This window comes from Clostridium sp. FP1, from assembly GCF_011065975.2.
Classification (GTDB): domain Bacteria; phylum Bacillota; class Clostridia; order Clostridiales; family Clostridiaceae; genus Clostridium_AD; species Clostridium_AD tagluense.
The window spans coordinates 2,044,708-2,071,550 of sequence record NZ_JAAMNJ020000001.1 but is presented as its reverse complement, the minus strand read 5'-3'; the positions used below and the strand labels follow the sequence as shown (position 1 = coordinate 2,071,550).

Annotated in this window: 32 protein-coding genes and 2 pseudogenes; 6 read left to right on the top strand and 28 right to left on the bottom strand. The window is 30.5% G+C overall.

Annotation, left to right across the window (positions count from 1 at the left end):
- Positions 1 to 14: 14 nt before the first annotated feature.
- The 11 genes and pseudogenes from G9F70_RS10055 to G9F70_RS10005 form a co-directional block, all read right to left on the bottom strand.
- Positions 15 to 914, bottom strand: a complete 900-nt coding sequence (locus G9F70_RS10055) for a DUF4007 family protein (RefSeq protein WP_164947256.1) — start codon at positions 912 to 914, stop codon at positions 15 to 17.
- Positions 915 to 916: 2 nt separating this feature from the next.
- Complete coding sequence (locus G9F70_RS10050) at positions 917 to 2,692, bottom strand: phosphoadenosine phosphosulfate reductase family protein (RefSeq protein ID WP_164947255.1); 1,776 nt, start codon at positions 2,690 to 2,692, stop codon at positions 917 to 919.
- 540 nt (positions 2,693 to 3,232) lie between these two features.
- A complete protein-coding gene (locus G9F70_RS27470; protein ID WP_411955996.1) occupies positions 3,233 to 3,520 on the bottom strand; it encodes a DEAD/DEAH box helicase family protein in 288 nt (95 codons plus the stop codon).
- An 83-nt stretch (positions 3,521 to 3,603) separates the two neighbouring features.
- Positions 3,604 to 3,975: pseudogene (locus G9F70_RS10040) on the bottom strand (HIT family protein); the annotation flags it as partial.
- A 14-nt stretch (positions 3,976 to 3,989) separates the two neighbouring features.
- Positions 3,990 to 4,190 (bottom strand): hypothetical protein, encoded by a 201-nt coding sequence (locus tag G9F70_RS10035; RefSeq protein ID WP_164947253.1) that lies wholly within the window; start codon positions 4,188 to 4,190, stop codon positions 3,990 to 3,992.
- 292 nt (positions 4,191 to 4,482) lie between these two features.
- Complete coding sequence (locus G9F70_RS10030) at positions 4,483 to 5,943, bottom strand: transposase (RefSeq protein ID WP_224617499.1); 1,461 nt, start codon at positions 5,941 to 5,943, stop codon at positions 4,483 to 4,485.
- A 17-nt stretch (positions 5,944 to 5,960) separates the two neighbouring features.
- A complete protein-coding gene (gene tnpA / locus G9F70_RS10025) occupies positions 5,961 to 6,362 on the bottom strand; it encodes an IS200/IS605 family transposase (protein ID WP_164947089.1) in 402 nt (133 codons plus the stop codon).
- A 2-nt stretch (positions 6,363 to 6,364) separates the two neighbouring features.
- Positions 6,365 to 6,598, bottom strand: coding sequence for a hypothetical protein (locus G9F70_RS10020; protein ID WP_164947677.1), 234 nt, complete (start codon positions 6,596 to 6,598; stop codon positions 6,365 to 6,367).
- A 102-nt stretch (positions 6,599 to 6,700) separates the two neighbouring features.
- Positions 6,701 to 7,180, bottom strand: coding sequence for a flavodoxin family protein (locus G9F70_RS10015; protein WP_164947676.1), 480 nt, complete (start codon positions 7,178 to 7,180; stop codon positions 6,701 to 6,703).
- Between the two features lie 78 nt (positions 7,181 to 7,258).
- Positions 7,259 to 7,717, bottom strand: a complete 459-nt coding sequence (locus G9F70_RS10010) for a hypothetical protein (RefSeq protein WP_164947675.1) — start codon at positions 7,715 to 7,717, stop codon at positions 7,259 to 7,261.
- 145 nt (positions 7,718 to 7,862) lie between these two features.
- Positions 7,863 to 8,747 carry a hypothetical protein gene (locus G9F70_RS10005; protein WP_164947674.1) on the bottom strand — a complete coding sequence of 295 codons (885 nt, stop codon included), beginning with the start codon at positions 8,745 to 8,747 and terminating at the stop codon, positions 7,863 to 7,865.
- Between the two features lie 997 nt (positions 8,748 to 9,744).
- Between G9F70_RS10005 and G9F70_RS10000 the strand changes: the two genes are divergently transcribed.
- Complete coding sequence (locus G9F70_RS10000) at positions 9,745 to 10,296, top strand: helix-turn-helix domain-containing protein (protein WP_164947673.1); 552 nt, start codon at positions 9,745 to 9,747, stop codon at positions 10,294 to 10,296.
- 124 nt (positions 10,297 to 10,420) lie between these two features.
- The gene (locus G9F70_RS09995) at positions 10,421 to 10,783 is read left to right on the top strand and encodes a hypothetical protein (protein WP_164947672.1); all 363 of its coding nucleotides are present in this window, start codon (positions 10,421 to 10,423) and stop codon (positions 10,781 to 10,783) included.
- Positions 10,784 to 11,022: 239 nt separating this feature from the next.
- Here G9F70_RS09995 and G9F70_RS09990 read toward each other — a convergent pair whose 3' ends face one another.
- The 12 genes from G9F70_RS09990 to G9F70_RS09930 form a co-directional block, all read right to left on the bottom strand.
- A complete protein-coding gene (locus G9F70_RS09990) occupies positions 11,023 to 11,589 on the bottom strand; it encodes a VOC family protein (protein WP_164947671.1) in 567 nt (188 codons plus the stop codon).
- 169 nt (positions 11,590 to 11,758) lie between these two features.
- Positions 11,759 to 11,950: a hypothetical protein gene (locus G9F70_RS09985; RefSeq protein ID WP_164947670.1), complete on the bottom strand. Its 192-nt coding sequence runs from the start codon at positions 11,948 to 11,950 to the stop codon at positions 11,759 to 11,761.
- A 262-nt stretch (positions 11,951 to 12,212) separates the two neighbouring features.
- A complete protein-coding gene (locus tag G9F70_RS09980; RefSeq protein WP_164947669.1) occupies positions 12,213 to 12,902 on the bottom strand; it encodes an Rpn family recombination-promoting nuclease/putative transposase in 690 nt (229 codons plus the stop codon).
- A 96-nt stretch (positions 12,903 to 12,998) separates the two neighbouring features.
- On the bottom strand, positions 12,999 to 14,084 hold the full coding sequence (gene tnpB / locus G9F70_RS09975; protein WP_164947668.1) for an IS200/IS605 family element RNA-guided endonuclease TnpB: 1,086 nt from the start codon (positions 14,082 to 14,084) through the stop codon (positions 12,999 to 13,001).
- Between the two features lie 9 nt (positions 14,085 to 14,093).
- On the bottom strand, positions 14,094 to 14,492 hold the full coding sequence (tnpA, locus tag G9F70_RS09970; protein ID WP_164947667.1) for an IS200/IS605 family transposase: 399 nt from the start codon (positions 14,490 to 14,492) through the stop codon (positions 14,094 to 14,096).
- 82 nt (positions 14,493 to 14,574) lie between these two features.
- Complete coding sequence (locus tag G9F70_RS09965) at positions 14,575 to 14,814, bottom strand: hypothetical protein (protein WP_187353024.1); 240 nt, start codon at positions 14,812 to 14,814, stop codon at positions 14,575 to 14,577.
- On the bottom strand, positions 14,814 to 14,951 hold the full coding sequence (locus tag G9F70_RS09960) for a hypothetical protein (protein WP_224617498.1): 138 nt from the start codon (positions 14,949 to 14,951) through the stop codon (positions 14,814 to 14,816). Before G9F70_RS09960 ends, G9F70_RS09965 begins: the two co-directional genes overlap by 1 nt.
- A 289-nt stretch (positions 14,952 to 15,240) precedes the next feature.
- Positions 15,241 to 15,828 (bottom strand): hypothetical protein, encoded by a 588-nt coding sequence (locus tag G9F70_RS09950; protein ID WP_164947666.1) that lies wholly within the window; start codon positions 15,826 to 15,828, stop codon positions 15,241 to 15,243.
- A 28-nt stretch (positions 15,829 to 15,856) separates the two neighbouring features.
- Complete coding sequence (locus G9F70_RS27465) at positions 15,857 to 15,961, bottom strand: SEC-C metal-binding domain-containing protein (protein WP_224617497.1); 105 nt, start codon at positions 15,959 to 15,961, stop codon at positions 15,857 to 15,859.
- Positions 15,962 to 16,024: 63 nt separating this feature from the next.
- Positions 16,025 to 16,837, bottom strand: a complete 813-nt coding sequence (locus tag G9F70_RS09940) for a tetratricopeptide repeat protein (RefSeq protein WP_224617496.1) — start codon at positions 16,835 to 16,837, stop codon at positions 16,025 to 16,027.
- A 335-nt stretch (positions 16,838 to 17,172) separates the two neighbouring features.
- Positions 17,173 to 17,361, bottom strand: coding sequence for a hypothetical protein (locus tag G9F70_RS09935; protein ID WP_164947665.1), 189 nt, complete (start codon positions 17,359 to 17,361; stop codon positions 17,173 to 17,175).
- Between the two features lie 80 nt (positions 17,362 to 17,441).
- Positions 17,442 to 18,326 (bottom strand): VOC family protein, encoded by an 885-nt coding sequence (locus G9F70_RS09930; RefSeq protein WP_164947664.1) that lies wholly within the window; start codon positions 18,324 to 18,326, stop codon positions 17,442 to 17,444.
- Between the two features lie 228 nt (positions 18,327 to 18,554).
- Between G9F70_RS09930 and G9F70_RS09925 the strand changes: the two genes are divergently transcribed.
- Both G9F70_RS09925 and G9F70_RS09920 read left to right on the top strand, forming a co-directional pair.
- Positions 18,555 to 18,827: a hypothetical protein gene (locus G9F70_RS09925; protein WP_164947663.1), complete on the top strand. Its 273-nt coding sequence runs from the start codon at positions 18,555 to 18,557 to the stop codon at positions 18,825 to 18,827.
- A 30-nt stretch (positions 18,828 to 18,857) separates the two neighbouring features.
- Positions 18,858 to 19,268, top strand: coding sequence for a hypothetical protein (locus G9F70_RS09920; RefSeq protein WP_164947662.1), 411 nt, complete (start codon positions 18,858 to 18,860; stop codon positions 19,266 to 19,268).
- Positions 19,269 to 19,344: 76 nt separating this feature from the next.
- Here the strand turns inward: G9F70_RS09920 and G9F70_RS09915 are convergent, their stop codons facing one another.
- The 4 genes from G9F70_RS09915 to G9F70_RS09900 all read right to left on the bottom strand — a co-directional run bounded on the left by G9F70_RS09915 (position 19,345) and on the right by G9F70_RS09900 (position 24,313).
- Positions 19,345 to 20,733: an MATE family efflux transporter gene (locus G9F70_RS09915; RefSeq protein WP_164947661.1), complete on the bottom strand. Its 1,389-nt coding sequence runs from the start codon at positions 20,731 to 20,733 to the stop codon at positions 19,345 to 19,347.
- Positions 20,734 to 21,346: 613 nt separating this feature from the next.
- Positions 21,347 to 21,820 carry an IS200/IS605 family transposase gene (tnpA, locus tag G9F70_RS09910; RefSeq protein ID WP_224617364.1) on the bottom strand — a complete coding sequence of 158 codons (474 nt, stop codon included), beginning with the start codon at positions 21,818 to 21,820 and terminating at the stop codon, positions 21,347 to 21,349.
- Between the two features lie 327 nt (positions 21,821 to 22,147).
- On the bottom strand, positions 22,148 to 22,516 hold the full coding sequence (locus tag G9F70_RS09905; RefSeq protein WP_164945616.1) for an HIT family protein: 369 nt from the start codon (positions 22,514 to 22,516) through the stop codon (positions 22,148 to 22,150).
- Between the two features lie 99 nt (positions 22,517 to 22,615).
- Positions 22,616 to 24,313: an ATP-binding protein gene (locus G9F70_RS09900; RefSeq protein WP_164945617.1), complete on the bottom strand. Its 1,698-nt coding sequence runs from the start codon at positions 24,311 to 24,313 to the stop codon at positions 22,616 to 22,618.
- Between the two features lie 472 nt (positions 24,314 to 24,785).
- Here G9F70_RS09900 and G9F70_RS09895 point away from each other — a divergent pair, with 472 nt between their 5' ends.
- Positions 24,786 to 25,544 carry a hypothetical protein gene (locus G9F70_RS09895; RefSeq protein WP_164945618.1) on the top strand — a complete coding sequence of 253 codons (759 nt, stop codon included), beginning with the start codon at positions 24,786 to 24,788 and terminating at the stop codon, positions 25,542 to 25,544.
- 38 nt (positions 25,545 to 25,582) lie between these two features.
- Positions 25,583 to 26,359 (top strand): protein-glutamine gamma-glutamyltransferase, encoded by a 777-nt coding sequence (locus G9F70_RS09890; protein WP_164945619.1) that lies wholly within the window; start codon positions 25,583 to 25,585, stop codon positions 26,357 to 26,359.
- 143 nt (positions 26,360 to 26,502) lie between these two features.
- Here G9F70_RS09890 and G9F70_RS09885 read toward each other — a convergent pair.
- A pseudogene (locus G9F70_RS09885) lies at positions 26,503 to 26,832 on the bottom strand (YmaF family protein); the annotation flags it as partial.
- Positions 26,833 to 26,843: the final 11 nt, after the last annotated feature.

The window sequence follows — 26,843 nt, the reverse complement described above, 5'->3', positions numbered from 1 at the left end:
TTTTTACCTCATTTCTATAACTGTTCATAGTATTCTTGTAATATTTCCTCTTTTGCTGTACATTTAATATAAATTTTATCAAGTCCTGCTGTTCTATTAATTTGTATATATCCATTGTTTTTTAATGAATCTAAATATTCATTTAACATGTTCCTATCTAAATTAAGTATCTTACCAGCATTACAATCATCATTTAATACATTATCAATACTAGTTGTATTGTTATTTTTTTTTAAATTTTCTAACATTATGTATAAAACTACTAACTTGTCAAGATTGCTAATATCCGGTTTGTTCTTCAAATGAACTTCTTTACCGGAAGAAGTTTTAATTTTTTGTATTAACTTCAACTCTGTTAATGGACATATAGTGCTTTCTTCTGGATTCTTATTTTCCTTTTTATCTAAATAGTAAGTTTTAATAATGCAATTACAATCATCCATTAGTGATTTTTCAGAATAAGATTGATTTTTCACAAGTCCACCCATTGAGATTTTCATTGTTTCAATCATCTCATCCTTTGTAAACTCTTCCACCTTAAAGTCATTAAAAAACAGATACCACATTGTACTTAGTTCCTTATTTGTAACTATCTTATAATGTATAAGCCATAGTGTAAACATATCTTCAAAATAAGGATCATACTTATTAATTATATCTCCAAACCCTTTAGACAAAGTCTGAACTCTTTTACTACCTTTTTCAATTTTTTCTTCGGTAAGCCCTGTTGCTTGAAGCCAAAATCTGATAGATTTCACCATATTAGTTCCAACACCCAATACATCCACAACATTATCGTTTCTAAAAAATCCTTCATCTTTTTCTACATGTTTTAGGCCTTTTCTAAGCCAGCCTTCTCTAATGTGAAAACTTTCATGACCTTTTAATCTAAATTTAATTTTTTCCTCTGCCAAATCTATTCGCCCCTTTTAGTAATTAATACCTTTTTCATATAACAGCCAGAATCAAAATGATTCACACATTCTCCACATCTAACACATTTTTCATCAATAATTTTATAATTATTCTGTTCTATTTTAGGATACTTATTATCCTTATCCACTGTAGATACTTCTACTTCTTTGATTACATTAATCTTATTTTCTTGTTTTATGGATATTGCATCATGTCTACATGCACTTTCACAAGCAAGACATGCTATACACATTTGATATTTAGTTAACTGACATTCAATCTTCGATTTAATCTCTTTAACACTTTTTGATTTACCTATAGGTAACTTTAAAACTGAAACTTTCAACAAATTAGTACCTATTTTACCTTGAATTCTAAGCAAAGGCTGATTATTCCTATCAACTACAAAAACCTCGCCTAATCGCTCATTTCCAAATTCCTTAGATATCCATCCAAAGGGTTTAAAAAGTTCGTATATCTGCTCAGTAATCGGTCTCTTAAGTTCGTAATTAAAGGATTTTTCTTCTGTAGCGCAAGGTTTAAAAGAAAGAAAAGTATTTTTACTTAATTCAATTCCATTTCCGCCCTGCCGAGCCTTCCATTTACCTTCATCCACATAAGTTTCCGCATCGGGTTTTCCAATTTTAGTAGCGAAACTTATAAGAAAATCTCTCCATTTTTTATATTGGTCTGGCATGTATATACTAGATAAATACTGTGCCCATAAACTGTTATTAGGGCAGCACCAACATCCAACCCTCGAATATCCTAGCCTATAAGCATCATTAAAATCTATCCCTGTAGTTAAGATATAAAGCCATATGTCGAAGTCATACCAATCTATAATAGGAGATACCACCTTCTGCTTTGTTATTTTAGGACTATCTGCTTCCCTTTCATATCTATTTCTACTTGTAGATTCGCTACGTCGTATTCCATAAAACGTAAGTAATCTTTTCTTATTTTTAAATGCTACATCAATTTTTCTAGTAATAGCTCCGGTTTTAAATATGATACAGCACCATCTCATTACTCTACTAGGCGGACCTACAATTTCACACATACTTTCAAAATTTTTATCTTTGTTTTTTGCAGTAATCATAGGTGTTTTTCTATTATTTTCCCTAAACCTTTTCATATACTCCATAGTCATTGGAAATTCTAAAGTTGTATCACCAAAAATATGTATGATTTCTGGTTTACTTAAAGCTTTAACAACCAAATCCTGTATAACTGTGGAATCCTTACCACCACTAAATGAAATGAACATTTCATCTAATCCGTAATCTTCTGCAGATTTTTTTGTAAATTCCATAGCCTCTGAAACAATAGAATTCAATCTTTTTCTATTTGCTTCTATAAATTTCTTAATATTTTCATTAAAATATTTATAGCTATTCTGATTTTTATGTATTTCAATCTCTTCTACAACTTTTTTAGCATCACTCTTCATTAGACCAGCTATAGACACTCTAAGTTTTTCACCATCTATGATATATCTATTACCTGCGCCATTCCAAACAGAAGAATTTTCATATTTAAATGGTTCTCCAATTAATATTTCTAGCAAAAGTCTCTCTTCTGGAAATACTGGTCTTAAATCTGTAGTCATGTATTTACCTGTTTGTCCACATAAACTACATTGTTCTTCATAAATTGGAACATTACAATGTTTGCACCAAAACATTGTACTTTTTTTCTCTGTTCGTAAACCACAAACTGAACATTCACTTGTTTCGCAATCTATATCACATTCTTCACAATGATATTTAATCATATTTACAGTTTCTCCTTTGTGCAAATTTAAATATAAATAGCCTATTAATAATACCCTCATTAACAAGATATATAAATTACAATATAATTTGTTGAGTAATTTTTCATTCCATCCTCTCCCATATTTCCCTTCGTGTGTCTATTTTTATACTAACTTCAAGTATGTAAATTAAACTCACTTAATCTATATTGATTATATAATCATAATCTGCTATCTTAAAATATGGTCAACCCATTCTATCATAGTAATTCTGCTAAATTAGGGGAATATTGTCGTATTTGCAATTAAAAATGATACTATTTACTAACAAGCGACAAAATATATAACGAATAGGCACTAAATACATATTAACCCCACTCCACCAATTTTCTCAACGCTTTCATTGTTGTTTATTTTTCAGTAAACCAATTATATCCAAATATTATTTATCCCTAATCTCACTCCCCATGTATTTTCTAACTGAAAACTGATTCTTCCCAATATTGGTTGAATAGCATTGTTTCATCATCTCCATAAATATCTGCTATAAGTTGTGCTGCATCATTTATTTATAAGAGGGCTAAATTCTCGCCACCTTAAAAAGTCAATAAAAGCTATCAAAATGTTTTTCGCATTTTGATAGCTTTTATAAACACCTTCTAATTTTCTGATAAAACTCGTAACAAATAAAACTTTATGAAAACCCTGTGAATCTAAAGCCGCTAAATAAGTTTTACCTATGCCCGTTGCTGCCACAACTAATCCTTTATCTAAGCATTCTTCTCTACATTTTTTAAGTTCATATAAAGCCTCAATTTGTTCACCTCTAGGTTCATACAGCGGAATCACTGTGCCAAATTGGTCTTTGCCCTTTTCAATGAAGCTGTTAACTTAGGTAGTAAATAATCCTTGCCCCCCGTAGAACAATTCGAATCATACTCCACCAAAGCCTCTTTTAAATTCCTCACTCCGCCCCTAGGATTACTCACATCCCCTACATACCTAGGAATCAAGTGCACATGCAAATGCTCTATGGTTTGCCCAGCATGAGCTCCTATATTTATGCCTATATTATAGCCAGCTGGTTCATATTGAATATCAAATATTTCTTTTACCTCGTGCAGTAAACTATATATTGCCTTAATTTCTTCCTCCGTTGCCTCAAAGAAATTAGGAAAGTGCCTCTTAGGTATAATCAAACAATGACCTTCATTTACTGGGAAATGATCTAGTATGGAAAAGGCGTATTTATTTTCTGCTATTATTTCTGATTTATTGTAATTACAAAATATACATTCTGACATTGTTTTTGTCTCCTTTATTTATAAAGTATCTCGTAAAAATTCTTAGCTTTTTCATTTCCTTTTTCTATTAATTCTATTAAACCTTTTTTAATTGCATCATATGTATCAGCTTCATAATTCATTTCTCTAGATAATTTTTCAGTATAATACTTATCATAATTACTATTTACCGCTTTATTTAAAATCTGTCTATATTCTTCGGCCTTTTCCTGCATATTGTTTTTTTCATGTTTTTTATATATGATTTCATGTACTTTAGCCTTTGATTACTCTTCTGAAATTGTTTTTCCATATATCATTCTCTCATCTTCACCATGGTTCTGATACTCCCACGCCTTAAGGCATGGGGTTCTTAAATACATTATCTTCTCCTATACTCTCATTTATATAAAAACTATAAATTACAACATATAAGAACTAAATAACTTCTCTAAGACTTTTACTACCAATTATCCCAATGGATAAATTAACGATAGTTTAAAGGCTCATATCAAAACCTTATTTTTTTTATATTCCCATACTTGGTATTTTCTTATTGTCACTACTTAATAATCTATTTATTTCTTTATCATGAAGCATTTTAAAATTACCGTATTCGCTGAAACACTTTTCTCTATCTATTTCTTCTAAATTTTCTTTTACATTCATTATTAAAAAACTAGAATATAAATCTCTTTGAATTTTAATTTCTTCATTATCTATATTAAATATGTTGAAACGTTCACTTAATTCTTTTTTATTATACTTATCATCAAAATGGTTATACTGTGATGCTTTTATTTTATAAGTATTAACTTTATATAATTCAGTATTATTCCACTTTAATTTATTGTCTAATATAGTTAAAAGCATACTTGGTGCTTTATTCGCTAAAGACTTTCCAAATCTTTTTTTCTTATTAAATTTTCCTGTTTTTTCATTTACGGTAGTATTTTGGGAACGTTTTTGCAATCCTTTATAGTTCATTGTTTCCACTAATATCCTATCACCTAAACCCACTATTTTATTAGCTAAAATATTATGACTTTGCTTTCTTATATCAGCTTGTTTCCTTTGAATATCTCTTAATTCATTTTGCGTTTTAATATACTTATTGGATTTAACCCATATTAATTTTACACCATGTTTTATTGTACCATTTTCATTAAAATTATTAGGATTGTTAATTCTTCTTTGTCTATCTAGTTTTCTTAATAATCTTCTTTTAATTGTTTCAATATTATTAATTTCGGGTGCTAATTCTAATAATTTAACATCATATTTTGAAGCAATTCCTATAGTTTGAGTTCCAATATCTATTCCAACATTGCCCTTCCCTATACTATTTTTAACTTCCCAAGTTTCTTTATTATATTTAACAGGAGGAATACCATCTAAAACTAATTGAATATAATATTTATATTTTCCACGAATAAATTTTCTAACTATTCTACAATATTTAACTTTGTTTAATAGCGAAATTTCTGCATATTCATCATTTTTATTTATAATCACATCTGTTTCTAATCCATTCCAAAATAGCTTACCGTCTTTAAATCTAATTCCTGTTTTATTGGATTTTCCTTCTACACTGTTCATTTCTCCATATTTCTTAAAACAAACCCTATTTGCAGTATGAAACATTAATCCTTGAAATGCACTAAAGCACCGTGAAGCTATTTTTTGAGCGGTGAAGCTATCTATATTGCCTTTAAAATGTTTTTGAATAGGTTTTACAAAATCATGAAGTGAATACTCTGTCAAACCATATTTTTTATTTAATTCATTGAATTGTTTGTTACGGTCTTTTCCTATAGTCATTTTAACAACTTTCCTATATTCTTTAGACTTTCTCATGCTATTATATCTTTTATATAATTCTCCTAAACAGCTATTATATATATTCCTACTTATTTCTAATCTTTTATTTAAAATCTTTTCTTGATATTTTTCCGTATCTAGCTTTACTGTTAAAATATAATTTGGCACAGTATTCACCTCGCTTTTTAATATCTTGTTTTTTGACTTTCCACATATTTTTTTACCGTTTCACTACTTACATTTCCTGCAGTTGATATAAAATAACTTCTAGTCCATAAACTAGGCATTTTCTTCAATTCGTTAAACTCGTCTCTCAAAACCCTACTTGTTACACCCTTTATTTTTTGCATAATATCAGAAGGACTTAATGTTGGAATACAATTCAAAAACATATGAGTATGGTCTTTATCACATTCTATTGCGATAATTTCAATATCTATCTCATCACATACACATTTGACCATATTCTTAAATCTTTCTTCCACATTAGGTATTAAGAATATTTTTCTTCTATACCTTGGGCAAAATATAAAATGATAATTAATTAAACTTACTGTAGTTTTAGTTGTTCTATATTTATTTTCCATAATTAAAGTATATCGCAAAGTGTGTATGTTGACTCTCCATCTAACTCTAGAAGCTCTTTAATTGGTTTAAATATCTCATATTGCTCAGTACTATTAAATTCTTTTTCTATAACTCCTTTTTCACCCCACCCAAGAAGTTGCAAAGCTATATATCGGTTCAGCTTGCTTTGTACCCTTTGATTCCAAAAGTGATTTGGGCACTCATGGCAAGATGAATCACAATCGCATTTCTTCAATATTTTTTCTGTTTGACTAAATAATTCTGAAGTTTTATTTGCAATTTCCGAACTATAACCAGCTCGTAGTTATATAAATGATCAATTTATTTAAATATTCTTTTAAGATATTTTCTTAATCCACGCTTTAACTTCTTCTTCCACCCTTTCTTTATTCTGCTTTGCTGGGTCTACAAAATCAATACTGCCAATAATAATGTTATTTATAAATAATGTTTTCAACTTACCAAAGCATTTCTTCGCTCCTCCGCCTGCATTGCACGCAAAGAATGCTACTTTTTTATCTGATATTATATTACTTGAAATGAATGTATTTATAGGTGGTGCAAAAGTTCCTGCCCAAATGGGTGTACCTATAAAAACTGTATCATAGGCTTCCATTTTTGGAATCTGGTTTAGAAGTTCTGGTTTTTCACCAAATATTACACTTTTTCCGCCCCATACAAATTTTAAAAATTTGCCTTTAGGTATTTCTTTTTTAGGTTTCAATTCTAGTATTTCAGCACCTAATTCCTCAGCAATCATATTTGCTACTAATTTTGTATTACCTTCTAATGAATAGAACACTACCAATGTTTTCATATTCTCCACTCCTTATAATTTTGATTATTATGAAAAAATACATTTCTTTTACCTCGTGTAGCAAACTATATTAATGTATCACAGTATATACATCCCTGATTCTAATTCCACCACTTCATTTTTACCTATTCGTCCATAGGCCCAAACACTTTCATTTAACTTTTTATATTCATCCAACTCATAATTATTCAAATCCAATCTCAGTATTCTTTTGCTACCCATATCAGAGATATACAAATAGTTACCATATTTAATTATATGTTCTGGATAACATAACGGATAGCTTTTATCATTCATATAATCACAATAACCTATAGACATTTCTTCTTCTCCTGTTAATATACAGCTTTTCCTTATGACATGAGCTGTTGGGAAAGCATGGTTTTCACCATACTTTATTTTTAAATACTGATTTTCACTTATTTCATATATTTTATTCAAATCATGCTTATAATACACATTTTTACAAGTATCATGATTTACCATACAATCTTTATTTTTAATAATTTCAAAATGTTCATTAGTAATATGTATCATGCACATCCTCCTAATTTATATATATATTATTTCTTTCATATACTTAAGATACTCATTACCAAAATCCATCAAACTTTCCATGTTAATTTTACCACATAACACATTCCATTTAAATCATACTAAACTTCACTTACCCTGAACATAATTATATCCCCATAACACTCACCCTCATCTCACTCCCCATGCTTTCATCCAGCCCTACAGTAAATAGTATTGTTTCTTCATCACTATACTTATCTACTATAACTTGTGCTGCATCATTTATTTCTATGAGCCCTAAGCTCTCACCACCTGAAAAGGTCAATAAAAGAATTTTACAATCTTTATAATCTTTCAAGCTATATATATTACTTAAGGCTAAAGCTGCTGCGCTCTCTGCTCTGCCTTCTCCATTAGCTGATGCTGAAGATACATAAGCTATACCCTTGTTATGTGTAAATATATCTATAATATCAATTGGCGCAATGACACTTATACGTTCTGGAGCAAATTCTAAAATAGTATTTATATACTGCTGTGCAAGCTCTGCCTTAAGATTATTTTTATCTAAAAAGCTAAATGCATTCTGTGCGTAATGCTGAACCTTATTATCTATAATTGGAACTAGCACATCTACTTTTGTGGATATCTCCCTTATTAAATCATTATCTATATTGTTATTAACACTTAGCAGCAATACAGTTTTTATATCCCTTAAGCCAGCATTTTGTATAATATATTCAAGCTTTGCCATGGCTTTCGTATCCTCATATTCTCCAATTAATAATACTAAATCTGTTTCACTTAATAATTCATCATTATTCTTTAAAGCTTCGATTTCTACCTCCTTAAGATTAATAAACTCTTTATACTCTGTGCTTTGAGTATTAAATTTATTTATAGTTTGATTATCAAGTAATCCTGCTGAAAACACCTTCACATTTAATATCTTATATTCATCATCCAGTAACTTTTCTGAATCTATATCAGCATAATTTGTTACTACCTCTTTTTCATTCACTCCTAAATATTGTAATAACTCTTTATCCATTTTAAAATTCGACCTCCTTATTTTCTTATTTGCTTTTTTTTGTAATAACATTTACATAATATCATTCGCCAAAGATAAAAATTTGCCTTTAAAATTTTAAAAATAAAGTCAATGAAAATTGCGTTCACATGATTAATATCATGAAGAAATATTTTGTTTTTCAAAGCCCGATTTATATTGCATCGGTGTATATACGCCAAATAGGATTACTGAAATCAGCAGAGCAATAAGGTAGCTGAATGGAGTTGATGCGAAAATAGCGAACAAAAATAAAAAACCACCACAAACCAAATACACTTTCTATATTCTTTTTTGCAATATATAGAATATATTTAATGAGATGTTTCCTATTTGTAAAAGATGTTAAATAACTGAAAGAGGGGGAATATAATTGGGTAAAACATTCGCGATAATGCTTATGGGCATAATTAGTTTACTAGGATACGCCGTTATAATCTATTTAGTTTACTTGCTAATTAAGGCATTAACAATATACATAAAGAAAAATTCGTAACCTTCGTTTAATTAAACAATATAAATTTCAGAAATAAATAATTTAATAAAATTATAACTTCAAATTATATAGTTAGTGAATAATATTCATATTAGACGTCACAATCAATAAAAGGTTGTGGCATTTTTACTTGAGACGACTTAATGAAAATATGCTGAGGTAAAGACTTTGAATATCCTAATCTTTTTCTCCTTGTTATATTATGGTATTATTAAGATGTAATCGTAAAAAAGCACGACGCGACAAATAAATATCTTTATATAACCAACACACAGATAGGGATTTATCGGGGAGTAACCTCAAAATTATTTATAGTATGTGATGTAATAATTTTGATAGAAATTAAGTGATAAATGATTTTTTTCATACAGTTTATGAAAAATGCAAATACAAGTTGCGGATTTGCAAATGTAGATTGGTGTTATTTGAGTGTAAAACATATTATAATTTACACATAATAACAAAGAAAAGAGGTAGAAAGTCATGGGTTTTGCAGATAATTTAAAATCAATTAGGAAAGAAAGACATATTTCACAGGAAGGGTTAGCAGAAATAATTGGAGTAAGTCGTCAAGCAGTTTCTAAATGGGAACAGGGGAGTGGCTATCCAGAAATGGAAAAATTGCTTGTGTTATCTAAAGAACTTAATGTATCTTTAGATTATTTGATGCTAGGGGAGATAAAGTCCACTGAAAACAACAAAACTTTACCCAATACTATAATTGTACCAACAGGGAAAATTACTATTAAATCATATGATGGAAAATCAATTGTTAATTGCTATAAAGTTTTAGCGTCACATGTAATGTACAAAGCAAAAAACGATGAGCCTAAACATTGGCTGATTGGTGTTAATAGCGGAGCGTTTTGGGGAGAAAAATCAATTGTACTTGGTTGGTATGTTGATGAAGAAAAGATAAAAAAGGAAATGGATGAAATTGCAGAAGCAATTAATAATGGTGTACCAGCATATGAATTAAAATATGCTGTAAAAGTTAAGAATAAAATGTTAAGAGTAAAAATAGATGAAGAGTAATATTAAACACTACGGTAGAAAAATTATTTATACTTGAAAGTTAAAAAGAAAAAAACGTAATTTTCTAGACAAAAATTATGTGCAACAAAGATTATTTATATCTTTTAAATGGAGGAATTCGGGTGTGAAAAAATGGATTGTTAGATTATTACTGTTGGTGCTATTTTCTTTTCCGTATGTATACTTTTCAATGTATCAGGATTTAATAAATAGTTCGATGATTGGATATGGCTTAATGATAGCAACTTTAATTTTTTTAATTTTTATTTGTAAGAAAACACATAATTTTCCTGTAGGTGCATTGGGGAACATTATATCATTTATAGTCTCCTATTTAATGATAACCTGTTCAACAGGTGAAAAGTGGAGTTATTATTTTAAGCCTTTTACATCTGTTGGATTGCTGATATTCGTTAGTATAGCAATCATAATTCTACAGTTAGCGGTTATAGGCATAATTAAAAGCAGAAAGCTAAACGACATGTAAAATGGGCATAATCTTTAGCTTGTGTTAATATACATCTTTCTTATTATACGTCACAATCAATAAAAGGTTGTGGCGTTTCTACTTGTGACGACTTAGGAAACCAAGAGCAACGGATATAAAAAAAACCATCTGGAATTCAGATGGTTTTTTACTGTACATAGTTTTACTTACTTTTCGGTTTAGTAGTATCTCTATTACCTGTAGTAATCTATGTATTTCATGTATAATAACTGTTTAAGTTAACGTCCTAAACGTGCTTTCTCCAAAGCATTTAAATCAAACTTTTTCATTTTTAGAAAAGCCTCTGTTACTCTTTTAATTTCATCATTTGTACCATGCATTAAGATTTCCTCCATATTTGATGGCACAATCTGCCATGATGCACCAAATTGGTCCTTTACCCATCCGCATTGCTCTGCCTCAGGAACAGCAGAAAGTTTATCCCAATAATAATCAATTTCCTTTTGGTCCTCGCGATTTATAATGAGTGAAAATGCCTCATTGAAATTGAAATCTACATCATATCCATTATCCATGGCCGAAAAATCAAGACCGCAAAGCTTAAAAGCAGCATAATTTACTTGAGCTTTTGATGACTCTGCTTCATCCTTGCCATATCTACTTATTAAGCCTATTTCTGAATTTTCGAAAACCTCAGCATAATACTTCACTGCTTCTTCGGTTTTTCCACATGAAGAATTTGAGAAAAGCAAATTTGGTGTAATCTTTTGAACCCTTTGCCCACTATCAACAAGCATCAATTGCCAGGTGTCTTTTAATACTAGCAACAAAAATTGAAAATTCATTTCCAATTTTTGAAAGGTGACAGGCACCTTTCAGATATTGGTAGTGAAGCGGACAATATCTGTTCTAGAAAAGATATAGCTCTATTAAATTTTATATCGGGGAACGCCTCTTGGCTTCCTTTAATTTATAATGCCATTTTTTAGACATTAGGTGGCTACGAGCATGCTTTTATATTATCACAGGCATTCCATATTGGGAATGCCTGAATAGTAACAATGCTTTTACATAATTATGAATGTTATCCGGTGAAGTTTCAAATATATCTGCAATTTCTTGTGGCGTTGTGGCTATTCCAGATTTTATTAATCTAAAAGTTTCTAGCAGTTTTCTACTTTTCCCATAATTACTATAAGGTAACATAATATCAAGTCCTTTCCAATATGTCTAACTTAGTTGATTATATCAGAAAAGTTTTGATATTACATGTAACTTAGAGAAGTTTTTGTAGTGTATATATAAGCAAGGTAGCATATTGGTAGTATTACAATATTATGCTTTTTATGTCATCAGCATCTACTAATCGAATAAAAATAGTGGATAGGTACTAAATGCCTATCCACTTTATATTTAAAACTTGTCATTTTTTATTTTTTATTCAGTTTGTTCTATAGCTAGATATATATTATTTTCTTAGTCCTTTGACAAATTCAACTGATAAACCTGTTTTAGCTGAAATAGTCTCATCGTCAAGTATGTCTAATAAGTTTTTAGCCACCTCTTTTATTCCTTGTTCTTTGCCTTCTTCTTTAGCGCTCTTTTCTCTTGTTAGCTGATCCATAATTTCCGCCTGCCTAGCTTCATATGCCATCCTAGCTTCTTTGCTTTTACTGACTCTCTGCAATATTTGATAGGCTGTTTTAATGTTCTCATTTTTTTCTGCTAACATTTCCATCCCCTCCTTTGACTTAGCATCTATAAATTTAAGCCATTCTAAAATAGGGTCATCAATATCTATTAAACTACCTAACCTTTCAAGCTTTGGTAGTTCTAAAAAATGTATTTCTAAAACATCTGTTAATTTGTATCCAGTTTCATCTTCTAAAATATGAAATCTTGTGTGTATTTTATCTAAAGGTATTCGCTCAAAATCAACAATATTTATAGTTATACACTTTTTAAGTTTATCATAAGTATCTCCTGGACTAACTTGACTATTATACATCTTAGACCAATAAAACAAGCTTCTTTCTGCCATAAATTGTGTAGGTAGAATTTGTATTTCTATATCAATATGTTCATTATTTTTGGTTTTTACTCTTACATCCAATATTCCCTTTTTATCTTCTCTAAACTCTGGTGAACTACTCACCACCTAAGAGGTGGGAGCTTCTTGGTCAATACTACTACTGTAGCAAGTTTACCCAAGCTATCAAGGTCAGAACCGACCTCTCTAACAATATATCTTATATTACATTGCTAGTTTTAGTAGATTTTTACTTGCATTTATATCTCTATCCATTATCATTCCGCATACTGGACATATATAAGTCCTGCAAGACAAGTCTTTCGTTTGGCTTGATTTATTACCACAACTAGAACATAGTTGGCTACTAGCATAATTAGATGGTGCTACAATAATTGTTCTACCATACCAATTAGCTTTGTATTCTAACATTGCTCTGAACTCTGACCAACTAACATCAGCTATGCTTTTTGCTAGTTTGTGGTTTTTAATCATGTTACTTACTTTTAAGTCCTCAATAACTATCGTTTGGTTTTCACGAATTAATTGAGTGCTTACCTTATGGAGAAAATCTTTTCTTTGATTAGCTATTTTCTCATGTAACTTTGCTACTTTGACTCTAGCCTTTCTTCTGTTATTGCTTCCTTTTTGTTTCCTTGATAAGTCCTTTTGAAGTTTACCTAGTCTTTTTTCTGATTTCTTTAAGTGCTTTGGATTACTGAAAATTTCTTCGTCACTTGTTATTGCAAAGTCCTTTATTCCCAAATCCACACCTATTTTATTATCTATTTTAGGTAGTTTAACAATTTTAGTGTCAACTAATATTGATACAAAATACTTGCCACTAGGAACTTGCGATATAGTACATGACTTAATCAATCCATTGAACTGTCTATGTTGCTCTATCTTAATCATAGATTTTAGTTTAGGTACTTTGATATGATTATTTTCAATGTATACAGTTCCCCTTTGATTGTTAGTCGTATAGTTATTTGTATTAGTTCTTTTCTTGAATTTGGGGAATCCAACTGATTTATTTCTAAAGAAATTCTTATATGCTTTATCTAAATTCATTTGAGCATTTGCCAGTGCTAGACTATCTACTTCTTTTAACCACTCAAACTCAGTCTTGTATTGTGCAGGAGTAGGATATTTTACTGACTTAATATCTAAATTTTTGTTTTCTTCATAGGACTTTATTCTTTCAGCCAACATTCGATTATATACAAACCTAGTGCATCCAAAAGTTTTAGCTAAATATATTCTTTGTTCCTCATTTGGGTATAATCTGAATTTGTAAGCCTTTAGCATTTCCTCACCTCATTTCATTCCTTGATTTTGGATATACTTTCTAACTATATCTATTGGAGCACCTCCAGTTGTTATAAGGCAATAACTCCTACTCCAAAAATATTCTTTCCACAATTGGTTTCTTATTGATGGAAACTCTTTTTTTATAAGCCTACTACTGGCACTTTTATAAGCATTTAGGAATTTTGATATATCTGTATTTGGTGAACCTCTGAATAGTAGATGAACATAGTCTTTATCATGATTCCATTCACCTAAAGTTATATTATATTTAGGACATATATACTCAAATATTTCTTTTAACCTATTTGATACTTCATCATTTATTACTTTACGTCTATATTTTATAACCAATACTAAATGATAATTAAGCAAGAATACTGAATGATTATTAGTATCTAAAATCAATGAATCACATCCTTTGTATGTTTACTACTGATTATAGTTTACGCTATTTGTTGACTATCGTCAAGGGCTATTCATCTCCCACCTAAGAGGATGGGAGAATTCCGCCCATTCTGTTAAAACGTTCATCATTGTCTTTTATTGGTTTTGGTGAACTTGATTTCGCTTCAATAAAGTTTAATTGATTCATATTTTTTAAAAGAATAAACTCTACAACTTTTATTCCATTTCCTATTTTACTATGCAGCTTAGATTTTTCAATTTCAAATATTTTATCTTGTTCAAAATCGCCAAAAATCATATTAGATTCATTTATTTCAACCATTATTCCATCGCCCTTTCTACTTCATCTTTATACAATTGAATAAAGGTATCTCTAATTACATTGTTTTTTAAATCTCCAAACTTAACATTATTCTCATATTTCACACCATCATCAGTTTTATATAATGAATAATACATAATTTCATCTTTTTCAGAACGTTTAATATCAAAATATTTTGCAAAAATATAATCATGGGTAGTTACAAAAATCTGAACACCATTTTTTTGTAATTCGATTAATATTTCTACCAGCTCCGGAATAAACTTAGGATTAATATTAGCTTCTGACTCATCCCAAAATAATATACTGTTCTTATCGATTAATCCATTTCGTATAAGATAGAACTAAAAAAATCTATATCTTCAATAATTATAAACCGCTTAATTAATATAAATAACTTAATTAAGCAGTTCTATGTTACAAATATTACATTTTATCCATAATTTCCGAAACAACACCAGTTCCAGTAAAATTATTTCTTAATAATTCAAGATACATTCTGTTTCCGAACATGCCACCTGTCATGCTGTCTACTGATTTCACCATTCTTATAAGTATAAGCTTCTGTGATTCTATTGGCATTTTAGTTATTTCAGCAATTTCACTGAATTCGTTAAATATGTCCTTTTCAATTTCATTAAAAGTATAAATACTTCCTTTTCCCTCTAAAGTATAATATATTTTTATGTAGCAATCAGATATAAACTCATCTGTTACATTTCTATCATCATAATACTTTCTAAATACAAATTCTTCAAAAGGTGATACTAATTGCAATATTCTCCTATCTTGATATATGTCTTCGTATTCACTGTTAAAAGATTCTTTTACAAATTGCATTATTTGTTTTTTATTTTCTTTAATCTGACCTTCAACCAAATAATTGCAACTATTTGCGCATTGTATTTCCGATTCTTTCTTACTTCCACAGCAAGTTGAACAAATAATTTCATTTAAAGCCGGACATTTTCTTGAAAATTTTATTTTTTTATTACAAAGTATACATTTTGCCATTTAATAGTTACCTCATTTCTTTTAATTATTATTTTCCACAATATTTTTTATATTTCTTACCACTTTCGCATGAACAAGGGTCATTTCTCCCTACTTTTGTAAGTGAAATTGGTCGAATATTATTATACCTCAATTACTTACAACCATCAAACAAATAAAAGATATGTGTCAGAGCTGATACTTCTCTTCCACTCTATTATTTTCCGCAACATTTTTTGTACTTTTTACCACTTCCGCAAGGACATGAATCATTTCGCCCTATCTTTGCGGATACACTTGGTTGAATATTATTCTTAGCGAACCCTTTGTTTTTTTCTAATTCATTTAATTCTCTTTTAATTTCAGCAGCTTCCACTTCTCTGTCAGTATCCTTATAAAAATTCATTAACCTTTCCATTACATCCTCTCTGTCCCGTAATCCTGAAATAGTTAATGCCTTTTTTAATATAGCTTCAGCCTTTGGGTAATCGTTTTGCTTATTTCCATGAAAAATCCAATAGCAATCTGACCAGCCAATCCTTCCCCAGCCCCAGTTAGGATCTTCCATTAGATAATTCTCAAAAAGCGCATCGCCCTCCTTTTTTCTACCAAGCTTAATATAGGATTCAGCAATAGCTCTCTTCATGTTTTCATTGTTTATATGTTGCTTATCCTCACTTCTTTTTACATACTCACTGCAAAACCCTATCCTTCTCTCTAAATAACTTTCATCGTCTCTGCCTGCATTATACAATTCCATTTCAAAGTCAGATGACCAGTTAAAAACACTTTGAGTTCCTCCAAATTTATCATCGAATGCATTTATTCCTGAAATTTCATGATGCTCCATGATATAAATAATGTCACTCCACGCATCCCACCACAAATTACAAGCTTCTGCACATTTTCTTTCCTCTAAAAGCATGTATCCTAAATGTATTTTTTCATCAACCGTTTCAAAATTAGGTATTTTTCCCTCTTTCATTGAATTTTCCAGGATTCTATTCATTTCAACTATCGAAATATCCATAATTCCTCCTACAATTCTATTCTATTATTACCAACTAAAAACTAATTGCTGCCTTCCAGTTTTTACAATGGGAACAAGTATACATTCACCTACTCTATCATGGTGGCTTTGCTAAATTAGGTGAATGATGTCGTATTGGAAACTTAAAGCGCTTTTACACTAGATTTTGTGTTCTATTCCTCCCATTTGCACTAAATTAGTGCTCCATATCCGTTTCTAATGCTTTAATAGCTTCATAGGAAATCTTTCCCTCTTTAGGACAAGGCAATTTCTCACATCCAAATGTACAAAATTTACAATATGCATTATCTTGATGTCCTATTATACATTCATTATCACATTTTTCTAGCTATAGTTAAAGCTCTATTTTCTATGTTTAATAATAGAAGTTCATTAGTATTATTAAGTACTACTCTTTTATAAAAAGATAAGTCATATAATATATACCTTAAGCCACCATTTTGTATAATATATTCAAGCTTTGCCATGGTTTTCTGGAATTCAGATGGTTTTTTACTGTACATAGTTTTACTTACTTTTCGGTTTAGTAGTATCTCTATTACCTGTAGTAACCTATGTATTTCATGTATAATAACTGTTTAAGTTAATGTCCTAAACGTGCTTTCTCCAAAGTATTTAAATCAAATTTTTTCATTTTTAGAAAAGCCTCTGTTACTCTTTTAATTTGATCATTTGTGCCATGCATTAAGACTTCATCCATATTTGATGGCACAATCTGCCATGATACACCAAATTGGTCCTTTACCCATCCACATTGCTCTGCCTCAGGAACAGCAGAAAGTTTATCCCAATAATAATCAATTTCCTTTTGGTCCTCGCAATTTATAATGAGTGAAAATGCCTCATTGAAATTGAAATCTACATCATATCCATTATCCATGGCCGAAAAATCAAGACCGCAAAGCTTAAAAGCAGCATAATTTACTTGAGCTTTTGATGACTCTGCTTCATCCTTGCCATATCTACTTATTAAGCCTATTTCTGAATTTTCGAAAACCTCAGCATAATACTTCACTGCTTCTTCGGTTTTTCCACATGAAGAATTTGAGAAAAGCAAATTTGGTGTAATCTTTTGAACCCTTTGCCCACTATCAACAAGCATCAATTGCCAGGACAGCCCATAACGATCTTGTATCCAGCCGTACCACTTGCTAAATGGATATTCAGCGAGTGGCATCAATTCCGTCCCACCTTCTGATAATGCTTTCCATTTAGTATTCACTTCCTCAATAGAGTTACAAGCTACCATAAGGGAAATCGATGGGTTAAATTTGAAATAAGGACCTGCACTTATTGCAGCGAATTGTTGCCTTGCTAATTCAAAACTTATACTTTCCGCATTTCCTGAAGGGGTATCTCCGATAACTGTCTCGTTTAAAATCTTAGAGTTTTCAAATAAACTGATATAGAACGTTGCCGCTTCTTTAGCTTCTTTGCCATACCATAAATGAGGAACTATTTTTTGCATATTTTTCTCCTTCCTAAATCATAATTTTACAAAATTCTTCATAGTCTTTTAATACAAACTATATAATAACATTGTACCAATTAATTTCATTTAATAACCATAAATAATTCATTCTGCTTATATTGCTATAGTTTTTTCATATTTTCTTTTATAGTTCCTGTAAAAAGATAGGTATCTTGAAGGATTATGACTAATATTCCCAGTTTGATCCGGTTAATAGCTATTTGAGTGCTGGAAAGTATTGCAAGCAGAAGTGCACAGTGGTACTATTACAGTGCACTTGCAAATTCCGGTGTGGGTAACAAAATCATATCACTAAATCACGCAAAAACAGCAGTTCAAATGGAACCAAATAATTTTGAATATCAAAGAATATTAAGTCAAATACAAAATGCCAGTCGTGTGTATCAGCAGCAAAGCCAAAACTTTGGCATGCCCATAAACGATTTTAACAAACTATGTTTAGGCTTTTGTTTTGCAAAAATATTCTGTGGTTGCTAATGACTACCGTATTAATGAGGAGTGAGTAAAATGGGAAATTTTAAAAATAAGTTAACACAGTTTATGTATGGCAGATATGGTACGGATCAACTGTATAATGCTTTGATTGTGGCATATTTTGTTTTGATAGTTGCTAATGCCTTTATCAGTTCTGCTATTATTAGCATTTTGATGTCGGCTGTTCTGATTTGGACTATTTTCAGGGCATTATCTCGAAATGTTTACAAAAGACGTATGGAAAATGAAAAGTTTATGAAGATTTGGAAACCTGTTAAAGGGTCATGTTCTTTGATGGTTCGCAGAATTAAGGAAATTAAAATACATCGTTTTCGCAAATGTCCACATTGCAAGAAGGTACTTCGTTTGCCACGAACGAGGGGAAAGCATAGAGTTAAATGCCCTTGCTGCAATAAGGAATTTGAACTGCAAATTCTAGTGTAAGTAACTTTAAGAACCCTATTATTAAATGAAAATGTTGAAAAAGGATAGGCACTAACTGCCTACCCTTTTTCACTTGCTAATTATCTATTTTCACTTTTAATTTAGAAAAATCAATAAGCTTCATCCCTCTTATCTCCGGATGTCTTTTTAGAAATATGATAAACCAACTTGTTAATATTAAACCTTTTAGGATACTGCTGATGCTGATGCTCCACCATACCCCACTAAGTCCCAAAAACATTGACAATAGAAGTGCTCCTGGGATTCTAAGCAAATTTAGCACAATACCTACTATTGAAGGAGGCATTGTCCTTCCAAGACCGTTAAAGGCTCCTGCTGTTGTCATTTCTATACACATGAAAAGCTGTGAAACTCCAAGTATTCTCAAATACACTATGCCATCCTTTATTACCGCTTTTTCCGAAATAAAAATAGAGAAAATAGGACTAGGAAAAAATATTAAAAGACAGGATGTAATTGTTCCAATAATTGAAATAATAGCTAAAGATATAAAATACCCCTTATAAATTCTGTCCCACTTTTTCGCTCCAAAATTTTGCCCTACAAAGGCACTTAATGCAGTTTGAAACCCTCCAGCTGTCATCCATGTTATTGATTCTATTTGTGACCCAACGCTTTGCACCGCAATAGGAGTTGATCCCCACCGCGATAATATCCTAGCTATAATCATTCCTATAACCGTAAATACTCCACTTTGCACCGCGACAGGCAATCCAAACTTAACAATTTTTCTCATATGAAGCCAATCAGGTTTTTGTAGAAAATTCACTCCGTCAAAATAATCAGTTTTCTTTGTTATGACATAAATAAATATTACTGTTACAACAAACTGGGCAAATATTGTTGCAATAGCTGCCCCTTGAACTCCCATTCTCGGGAATGGTCCTAGTCCTAATATTAAAATAGGATCAAGTATAATATTAACAATAAGCCCTACTACGTTTATTCTAAAAGGCGTCCGACTGTCTCCATGACCATTGAATATTGCTGTAAGTACAGGAGGTAAAAAGAAAAATATCATCCCAGCAGAAACTATAACAATATAACTTATTGCCATACTAACAATATCCTCACCATTAATGTTAAAAAAACCTATAAGCTGTTTTCTAAATATTATCAATGTAGCCCCATACAAAATAGCAAAAACTATATTCATTTGCACTGAATGCCTTATATAGCTTTTGGTCTCTTTTATATCTTTTCTCCCTACAGATTGGGATACTCCAACCGCTGCTCCTATTTGAGGGATTGTAATAAAAGCGAAAGCAAACCAAGTAAAAAATCCCGCCGCGCCTACTGCGGTAACAGCCCTAGACCCTAATCTACCAACCCATATCATATCTGTCATACTATAGGCTGATTGTATCAGAGATGTTCCCATGATAGGTATTGCTAGAATTATAAGTTTCTTATAAATATTTCCCTTAGTTAAATCAATTCTCATTAAGTAATCCCCCCGCTTAAATCTCATAAAATATTTATAACTTCACAATTCTTCTGATATTTTCCCCTTCTACGACTAAATTAGCTATTTTCATATGTACCCCCCTTGTATTTTACGCCTCAAAAAAGTTGCCATCCACGTGGCAAGTGGCAATCTCCTGCAAACTACAAAAACATCGTTTACAGTTAATCATTTTAATGCTTATAGTAGTAACCATAGTATATATGATTTTTATTATTTTCTCAAATTTTGAACTCCGTAATAAGCATATAATTTCTAAATTTGTTATTTTTGCTTTAATTCATGATATTAGATACATTCTAAAGGGAATACCATGCATTCAGCCTATTGTTAGATATTGCAGTTAAGTGTTAATTAAATTCTTGTTAAATTTCACAAAATTTTAATTAAATTTAATAGTTGTAAACCCACTTTAAGCAATTAGCAGTTGCGGTGAATGTATCTGAATTATAGCTGATAAATGGCAAGTCAGGACCACCCGTATAACGGGTGGCTTGTTCTAGCCCTATAAGGGCATGTTACTGGCTACGTCTAAAGACATACTGAAAGTTCTGCCAACCGCATACCTTTACATACAACCCCTAAAGGGGTATTATTTTTTGTATTTATTTACTGGCTCACCCGTAAACGGGTCCATATATTCTTTTAAACTTATCTGCTCACATACAATATCTTCTTGAAGTTGGTTTTTTATATATTCTTCTATTGCATTTTTGTTTCTTCCTACTGTATCTACATAATATCCTTTACACCAAAATTGTCTATTCCCATACTTATACTTCAAATTTGCATGTCTATCAAATATCATCAATGAACTTTTACCTTTTAAATATCCCATAAATTGTGACACACTTAATTTGGGTGGTATACTTACAAGCATATGTATATGATCCTTGCATGCGTTTGCTTCTAATATTTCTACACCCTTATATTCACATAGCTTTCTCAATATTTGTCCTATGTCTGATTTTATTTTCCCATATATTATTTGTCTTCTATATTTGGGTGCAAAGACAATATGGTATTTACAATTCCATTTACTATGTGCTAAACTTTGATTGTCCATTTGGATTTTTCCCCTTTGACTTGGTTGTGGTTGGCAAACCTACTTCCATTTTATCAAAGGGGGTTGTTTTTTTCTACGTATAGCTATAAGCTTTTTAGAACCACAGGCATAGCCCGTGGTATTCTTTCATTAAAAAAAATGAATAGGCACTAATGCCGATTCATCGTATTCCATCAAATTCTCTTTTAATATTCCTCCTACTTTTTAGACTAATTGCACAAATATAATACATATGAAGCTCTCTCTAATGTAGTTGATTAATATATCATCTTCATATTCAATTATATACGATTTAGGATGAAAGGATTTATTAGCAACATTATAGAACTACTCCACCAGTGCCTCTTTCAAATCCCTAACTCCGCCTCTAGGATTACCAACATCCCCCACATATCTAGGAATCAAATGCACATGCATATGCTCTATAGTTTGCCCAGCATAAGCGCCTATATTTACGCCTATGTTATAGCCATCTGGTTCGTATTGAATATCAAAAATTTCTTTTACCTCGTGCAATAAGCTATATATTGCTTTAATTTCTTCTTCTGTGGCTTCAAAGAAATTCGAAAAATGTCTCTTAGGTATAATTAAAGAATGACCTTCATTTACTGGAGAATGATCTAGTATTGCAAAGGTGTATTTATTTTCTGCTATTATTTCTGATTTATTGTAATTACAAAATATACATTCTGACATTGTTTTTATCTCCTTTTAATATCTCGTGCAAGTTAATTTACACTATATTTCTTTATTTGTATTATGCTCCAACGAATATTGTTTTCTTACTCTCTTTTCTTATCCTAAACCTACAGTATAAATATCTTTTTTCCCTACAACAACAATCAATACTTTCTTTAACTCTTCCTCTTCCATCTCTTCTTGAACCATTTTACTATCGTAATACATTTGAAGTTGTTTTAACCCTTGCTCTTTTATTTTTTCCAAAGTATCCCTGTCACTTTCTTTTATATATTTCAATTCTATAATCCATTGAAATTTAGTTATATCTTTAAGCTGAATTTTCCTTTTAAGCATTAGATCTACATAGCCTTTGTTGTTTTCATCTTCGCTTTTTATAAAATAAGTATTATCTACACCCAGTAGCGTAAGCAACATCATCTTTACATTTTTCTCATCCATTTTTATAAGGTCTCTATTAGAGAAGTCCTCTAATATACCTTTTATAATATCTATTAAAAGTTCAATACTACCATGCATTCTCATTTCATTTACTGCAATTCTAATTTTTTGAGTTTCAATATTATAATTTTCACTTATCTTTTGAAAATACTGTTCCCAATAAATAGTTCTTATAACGTAATTAGGTATCTTGAGCACAGTTCCAAGAGGACCACGTTCTTTTATAGTAAGCATCCCAAGATAAAACAGCAGGGATTTGAAATTTTCTTTTTCGCTGTACATAGTGTGAATATTAAATCTATCTACAAGAATTGTTGATGTTTCACCAGTAGACATTATTTCATCTAATGCTTCTCTGTCATTAAAATTATAAGCAAGCTGATTGACTTTACCATAGTCTGTTTTTACATTGTTATCTATCATTTCTTCTGGATAGCGGTTATATGCTAAATAGCCATCAAGAAAATACAGAGCCATATCTGGATTGAAAACAGATTCACTATTCACATTAAATTTATATCCATTATAATATTCAGTCATATCTTTGCATATCTTTTTTCTAAGATCATACGCATTCAGACCAACCTCATCCATAATGGAGGAAATCTCTTCTCTTGTAAACCCAAGCATAGCATTAAGTTTTTCATCTAAAGTATAGTTCCTAGTTATATTAAAGCCACTGGTTAAATCATCTAGCATTATAGGACTTACTCCTGTCATAAATATCCTTGTAAAATTATCTGCGGTTGCATCTTTTAAAGCCTTGTAAAAAACTTTAACAAACCCTTCACCATGAAGTATATCCTTATAAGTATTTTGCCTGCCTCCAGTGATTAGTTCATTTGCAAAGTTATCATATTCGTCTATGAGGACAAAGACCTGCTTGTTATTCATTTTGCTCAGCATATTTATATGTTCCACTACCATTTCTGAACTTATTTCTTCCAATGGTAACTTATCTTCCCCTAGTAGATTTCCATATTTAAATAAAAATTCTTTAGCCGAGGCTTTAACCTTAAAATTAAAACTCTTTCTTAACTCTTCTTCTCCATGCCCTGCATCTACTCCTGCAAAACTAATTTTCCAAACGAGAAAACTATTCCTCTCTTCTGTAGGATTTTTGCCTATATATAAATCTCCGAATAATTTTTCAAATTTATCCACTTTGTTTATATCGTAATAATTTTCAAGCATTGATATGAATAAACTTTTACCAAACCTTCTAGGTCTTATAAAAAATTGATATGGCGAATATATATCTAGTATATCTATATAAGATGTTTTATCCACATAAAGGTAATTTTTTTCTCTTAAAACTTCAAAATTAGAAATCCCATAAGGTATTCTCTTCATATAAGCTCCCTCCTCTCAATATCTAGTGTACTTGCGGTTTCACTTCTTTTTATAAATTTATATACTTTATATTATTATACCTCAATTACTTACAACCATCAAAGAAATAAAAGATATGTGTCAGAGGTAACTCATGAATAGATGCTTGTCATTATAAACTAGATTTTCTACTTTTGTTGACCTTGGAATATTGCATCCATTCATACTGCTGTGAGTCTTTAATCCTATTATTTTTGTATTGTATTTTTTCTAGCCTAATACATCTAATGTGCCCGCAATTTACGGATAATTTATTTCAAAATTTGTTTAAATAGCACAGATGAACCAGATAAAGACCCATCTGCTTTTACTTTTTGCTTTTTGCTTTTTGCTTTTTTCATTACAATATCTTTAACAATATGACTACATTGATAATATTATATAATATGGTTTTTAATTTATGTTAAAAATCTAGAAATGAAGGAGGGATTATATGTATTTAGATAATATAGACACCTCAAGTTTTTCAAAGATTCAATATTTATATTCTAAACATATGGAACTAGGCTATCCTGTTTTAAAAGGTATGTTTGAAAGAGGTATCGCTGAGCATGGGTTAAGCAATGAAGATGATGAATTTTTAGATGTTGTTGCCCTGCTTTTAATAAAGATTCACAAGGATAAAACAATTTTACCTATTATAGTAGATATGATTTTTTTTAGAAACAGAAAAGGTCTTTTTACTCATGATCTAATCTGGGCTTTTTTTCAAGCAAGAGATCCATATAGCTTAATGTTAATTGCTAATTATTTAATTTCAGAAGACGCAAATGATGTTAAATTAGCATGCAAACTTCTAGATTTTGTACCTTCCATAGATATGCGCATTGGGAAAAGTAGTGAAGAACAATATATAGCTTTTTTTTATTGGCTTGAAGAGAATTATCCATTTTTATATTTTACGGGGGAAAGTTTTCAGAGAACCAGTAAGCCTATACCCTATATTGTAACTTTAGATGCCAAATATCTATGCAAACAGGTATCACCTTATACTGGAAAAACCTTCATACCCTTCACTGCAAAAGAAAACAACTTACTATATTATTTTAACAACTTAGATGAAAGTAACAAGCTACTTCTATCAAGCTTCTCACGTGCAATTCATTATGAAAATATATATTTATGGAAATCATGGATTAACCATTCCATAATTAAGCAAATAAGCATTGCTGAAGCTAGGCTAGGAACCTAACAATTGATAATTGTTATAACTAATTAAGGAGGCTTTAAATGATCATAATTTCTAACAATATTTTTAACATTGATACTTTTATAAATAAATATAAACCAAATGATATTGAGATAGATATCATTACTAGGATGAGTTTAAGCAAAGACCTATATGAGTATGATTCATTAAATCAATTGCAGTTTGAATTAAAATTAAGAAATAATATTGTTATTGCTGCTAAAAAACTCAATGAAGGCAATATGTCCTTTAAAACCTTTCGTAAATCAATCTGTAATCTTGATTATTGGGATCGTACTTATGAAGGTGGATTTGTATTAAAAAAAGGAATAACTCCCAGTTCAGCTATAAATGATATTTCTATAAATAGTTCAAAATATGGTACTGAATGTTCTACCGCAATTATTATTATTTATTATCAAGCATTGCTTAATACATTTGCAGAAAAAGATTTCAATGAGCTATTTCCTAAAATACAATTAATGAATTGGCATTATATAGATGATGCGCTGGAGGATGCCGGTTATTTAGAAAAACGAAGTGATTATTTCCCAGGAGATAGAAGATACTTTGCTAACCCTGATGTAAACCCACTAAAGCCTGAATGGCAAGGAGAAAATGTTATAGACCTAGGTAATGGACTTTATTTTGGGCATGGTATAGGCATAGGAAATGCTGAGGAAATAATTGTTGAATTAAATAAATTTAGAATAAAGGACGCAAAATCATCCGCTTATTTACTAGATTCAGCTGCACGCCTAGATTTTAAAAATTTAGCTGATATATATTTTAAATTTCTTTCATCATCTACCAATTAAATTTTGTTATTAAAATTAATGAGAATAAAACTAGATATTCTAAGTAGGAAACTATTAAAATTTCTAAAATATTTAAACCAGAAATTTACTTGGAAGCATAAGAGGCACTGCCTTTACAGCAATGCCTCAACTCTACATTTATATTAGGCTTCTTCAAAGATTGGAGCATCGATAAGTGTAGCAAATATTAATTCATGGAAATGGTCATCATTAACAGAAGTTTTAGCTTCTACAAAATGAACATGCTTGCCATCACCAACAGGTATCTGTAGGCCAGAAGTTGCTTCAAATTCATGAAAGTGATCAAAAAAATCTGTTCTTCCTTTAACTTTATGAACATGTCCACCTCTAACTGGTATTGCAGGACTTGATACTCCAGCAAATCTATGATTATGAGGATCATCCTCTAATTCAGCTAATCTAGTGCTCCCCTCAAATTCGTGGTCGTGAAGTTGTTTTTTTTCACAGTCACAACAAGGATCAC

Excerpts from the sequence above, each read along its gene's own strand:
- G9F70_RS10050 (WP_164947255.1), bottom strand. The coding sequence starts at position 2,692 with ATGATTAAATATCATTGTGAAGAATGTGATATAGATTGCGAAACAAGT.
- G9F70_RS10035 (WP_164947253.1), bottom strand. The coding sequence starts at position 4,190 with ATGCAGGAAAAGGCCGAAGAATATAGACAGATTTTAAATAAAGCGGTA.
- tnpA (WP_164947089.1), bottom strand. The coding sequence starts at position 6,362 with ATGGAAAATAAATATAGAACAACTAAAACTACAGTAAGTTTAATTAAT.
- G9F70_RS10015 (WP_164947676.1), bottom strand. The coding sequence starts at position 7,180 with ATGAAAACATTGGTAGTGTTCTATTCATTAGAAGGTAATACAAAATTA.
- G9F70_RS10010 (WP_164947675.1), bottom strand. The coding sequence starts at position 7,717 with ATGATACATATTACTAATGAACATTTTGAAATTATTAAAAATAAAGAT.
- G9F70_RS10005 (WP_164947674.1), bottom strand. The coding sequence starts at position 8,747 with ATGGATAAAGAGTTATTACAATATTTAGGAGTGAATGAAAAAGAGGTA.
- G9F70_RS10000 (WP_164947673.1), top strand. The coding sequence starts at position 9,745 with ATGGGTTTTGCAGATAATTTAAAATCAATTAGGAAAGAAAGACATATT.
- G9F70_RS09990 (WP_164947671.1), bottom strand. The coding sequence starts at position 11,589 with ATGAATTTTCAATTTTTGTTGCTAGTATTAAAAGACACCTGGCAATTG.
- G9F70_RS09985 (WP_164947670.1), bottom strand. The coding sequence starts at position 11,950 with ATGTTACCTTATAGTAATTATGGGAAAAGTAGAAAACTGCTAGAAACT.
- tnpB (WP_164947668.1), bottom strand. The coding sequence starts at position 14,084 with ATGCTAAAGGCTTACAAATTCAGATTATACCCAAATGAGGAACAAAGA.
- G9F70_RS09965 (WP_187353024.1), bottom strand. The coding sequence starts at position 14,814 with ATGGTTGAAATAAATGAATCTAATATGATTTTTGGCGATTTTGAACAA.
- G9F70_RS09960 (WP_224617498.1), bottom strand. The coding sequence starts at position 14,951 with ATGTATTATTCATTATATAAAACTGATGATGGTGTGAAATATGAGAAT.
- G9F70_RS09950 (WP_164947666.1), bottom strand. The coding sequence starts at position 15,828 with ATGGCAAAATGTATACTTTGTAATAAAAAAATAAAATTTTCAAGAAAA.
- G9F70_RS09940 (WP_224617496.1), bottom strand. The coding sequence starts at position 16,837 with ATGGATATTTCGATAGTTGAAATGAATAGAATCCTGGAAAATTCAATG.
- G9F70_RS09935 (WP_164947665.1), bottom strand. The coding sequence starts at position 17,361 with ATGTACAGTAAAAAACCATCTGAATTCCAGAAAACCATGGCAAAGCTT.
- G9F70_RS09930 (WP_164947664.1), bottom strand. The coding sequence starts at position 18,326 with ATGCAAAAAATAGTTCCTCATTTATGGTATGGCAAAGAAGCTAAAGAA.
- G9F70_RS09920 (WP_164947662.1), top strand. The coding sequence starts at position 18,858 with ATGGGAAATTTTAAAAATAAGTTAACACAGTTTATGTATGGCAGATAT.
- G9F70_RS09915 (WP_164947661.1), bottom strand. The coding sequence starts at position 20,733 with ATGAGAATTGATTTAACTAAGGGAAATATTTATAAGAAACTTATAATT.
- tnpA (WP_224617364.1), bottom strand. The coding sequence starts at position 21,820 with ATGGACAATCAAAGTTTAGCACATAGTAAATGGAATTGTAAATACCAT.
- G9F70_RS09905 (WP_164945616.1), bottom strand. The coding sequence starts at position 22,516 with ATGTCAGAATGTATATTTTGTAATTACAATAAATCAGAAATAATAGCA.
- G9F70_RS09900 (WP_164945617.1), bottom strand. The coding sequence starts at position 24,313 with ATGAAGAGAATACCTTATGGGATTTCTAATTTTGAAGTTTTAAGAGAA.
- G9F70_RS09895 (WP_164945618.1), top strand. The coding sequence starts at position 24,786 with ATGTATTTAGATAATATAGACACCTCAAGTTTTTCAAAGATTCAATAT.
- G9F70_RS09890 (WP_164945619.1), top strand. The coding sequence starts at position 25,583 with ATGATCATAATTTCTAACAATATTTTTAACATTGATACTTTTATAAAT.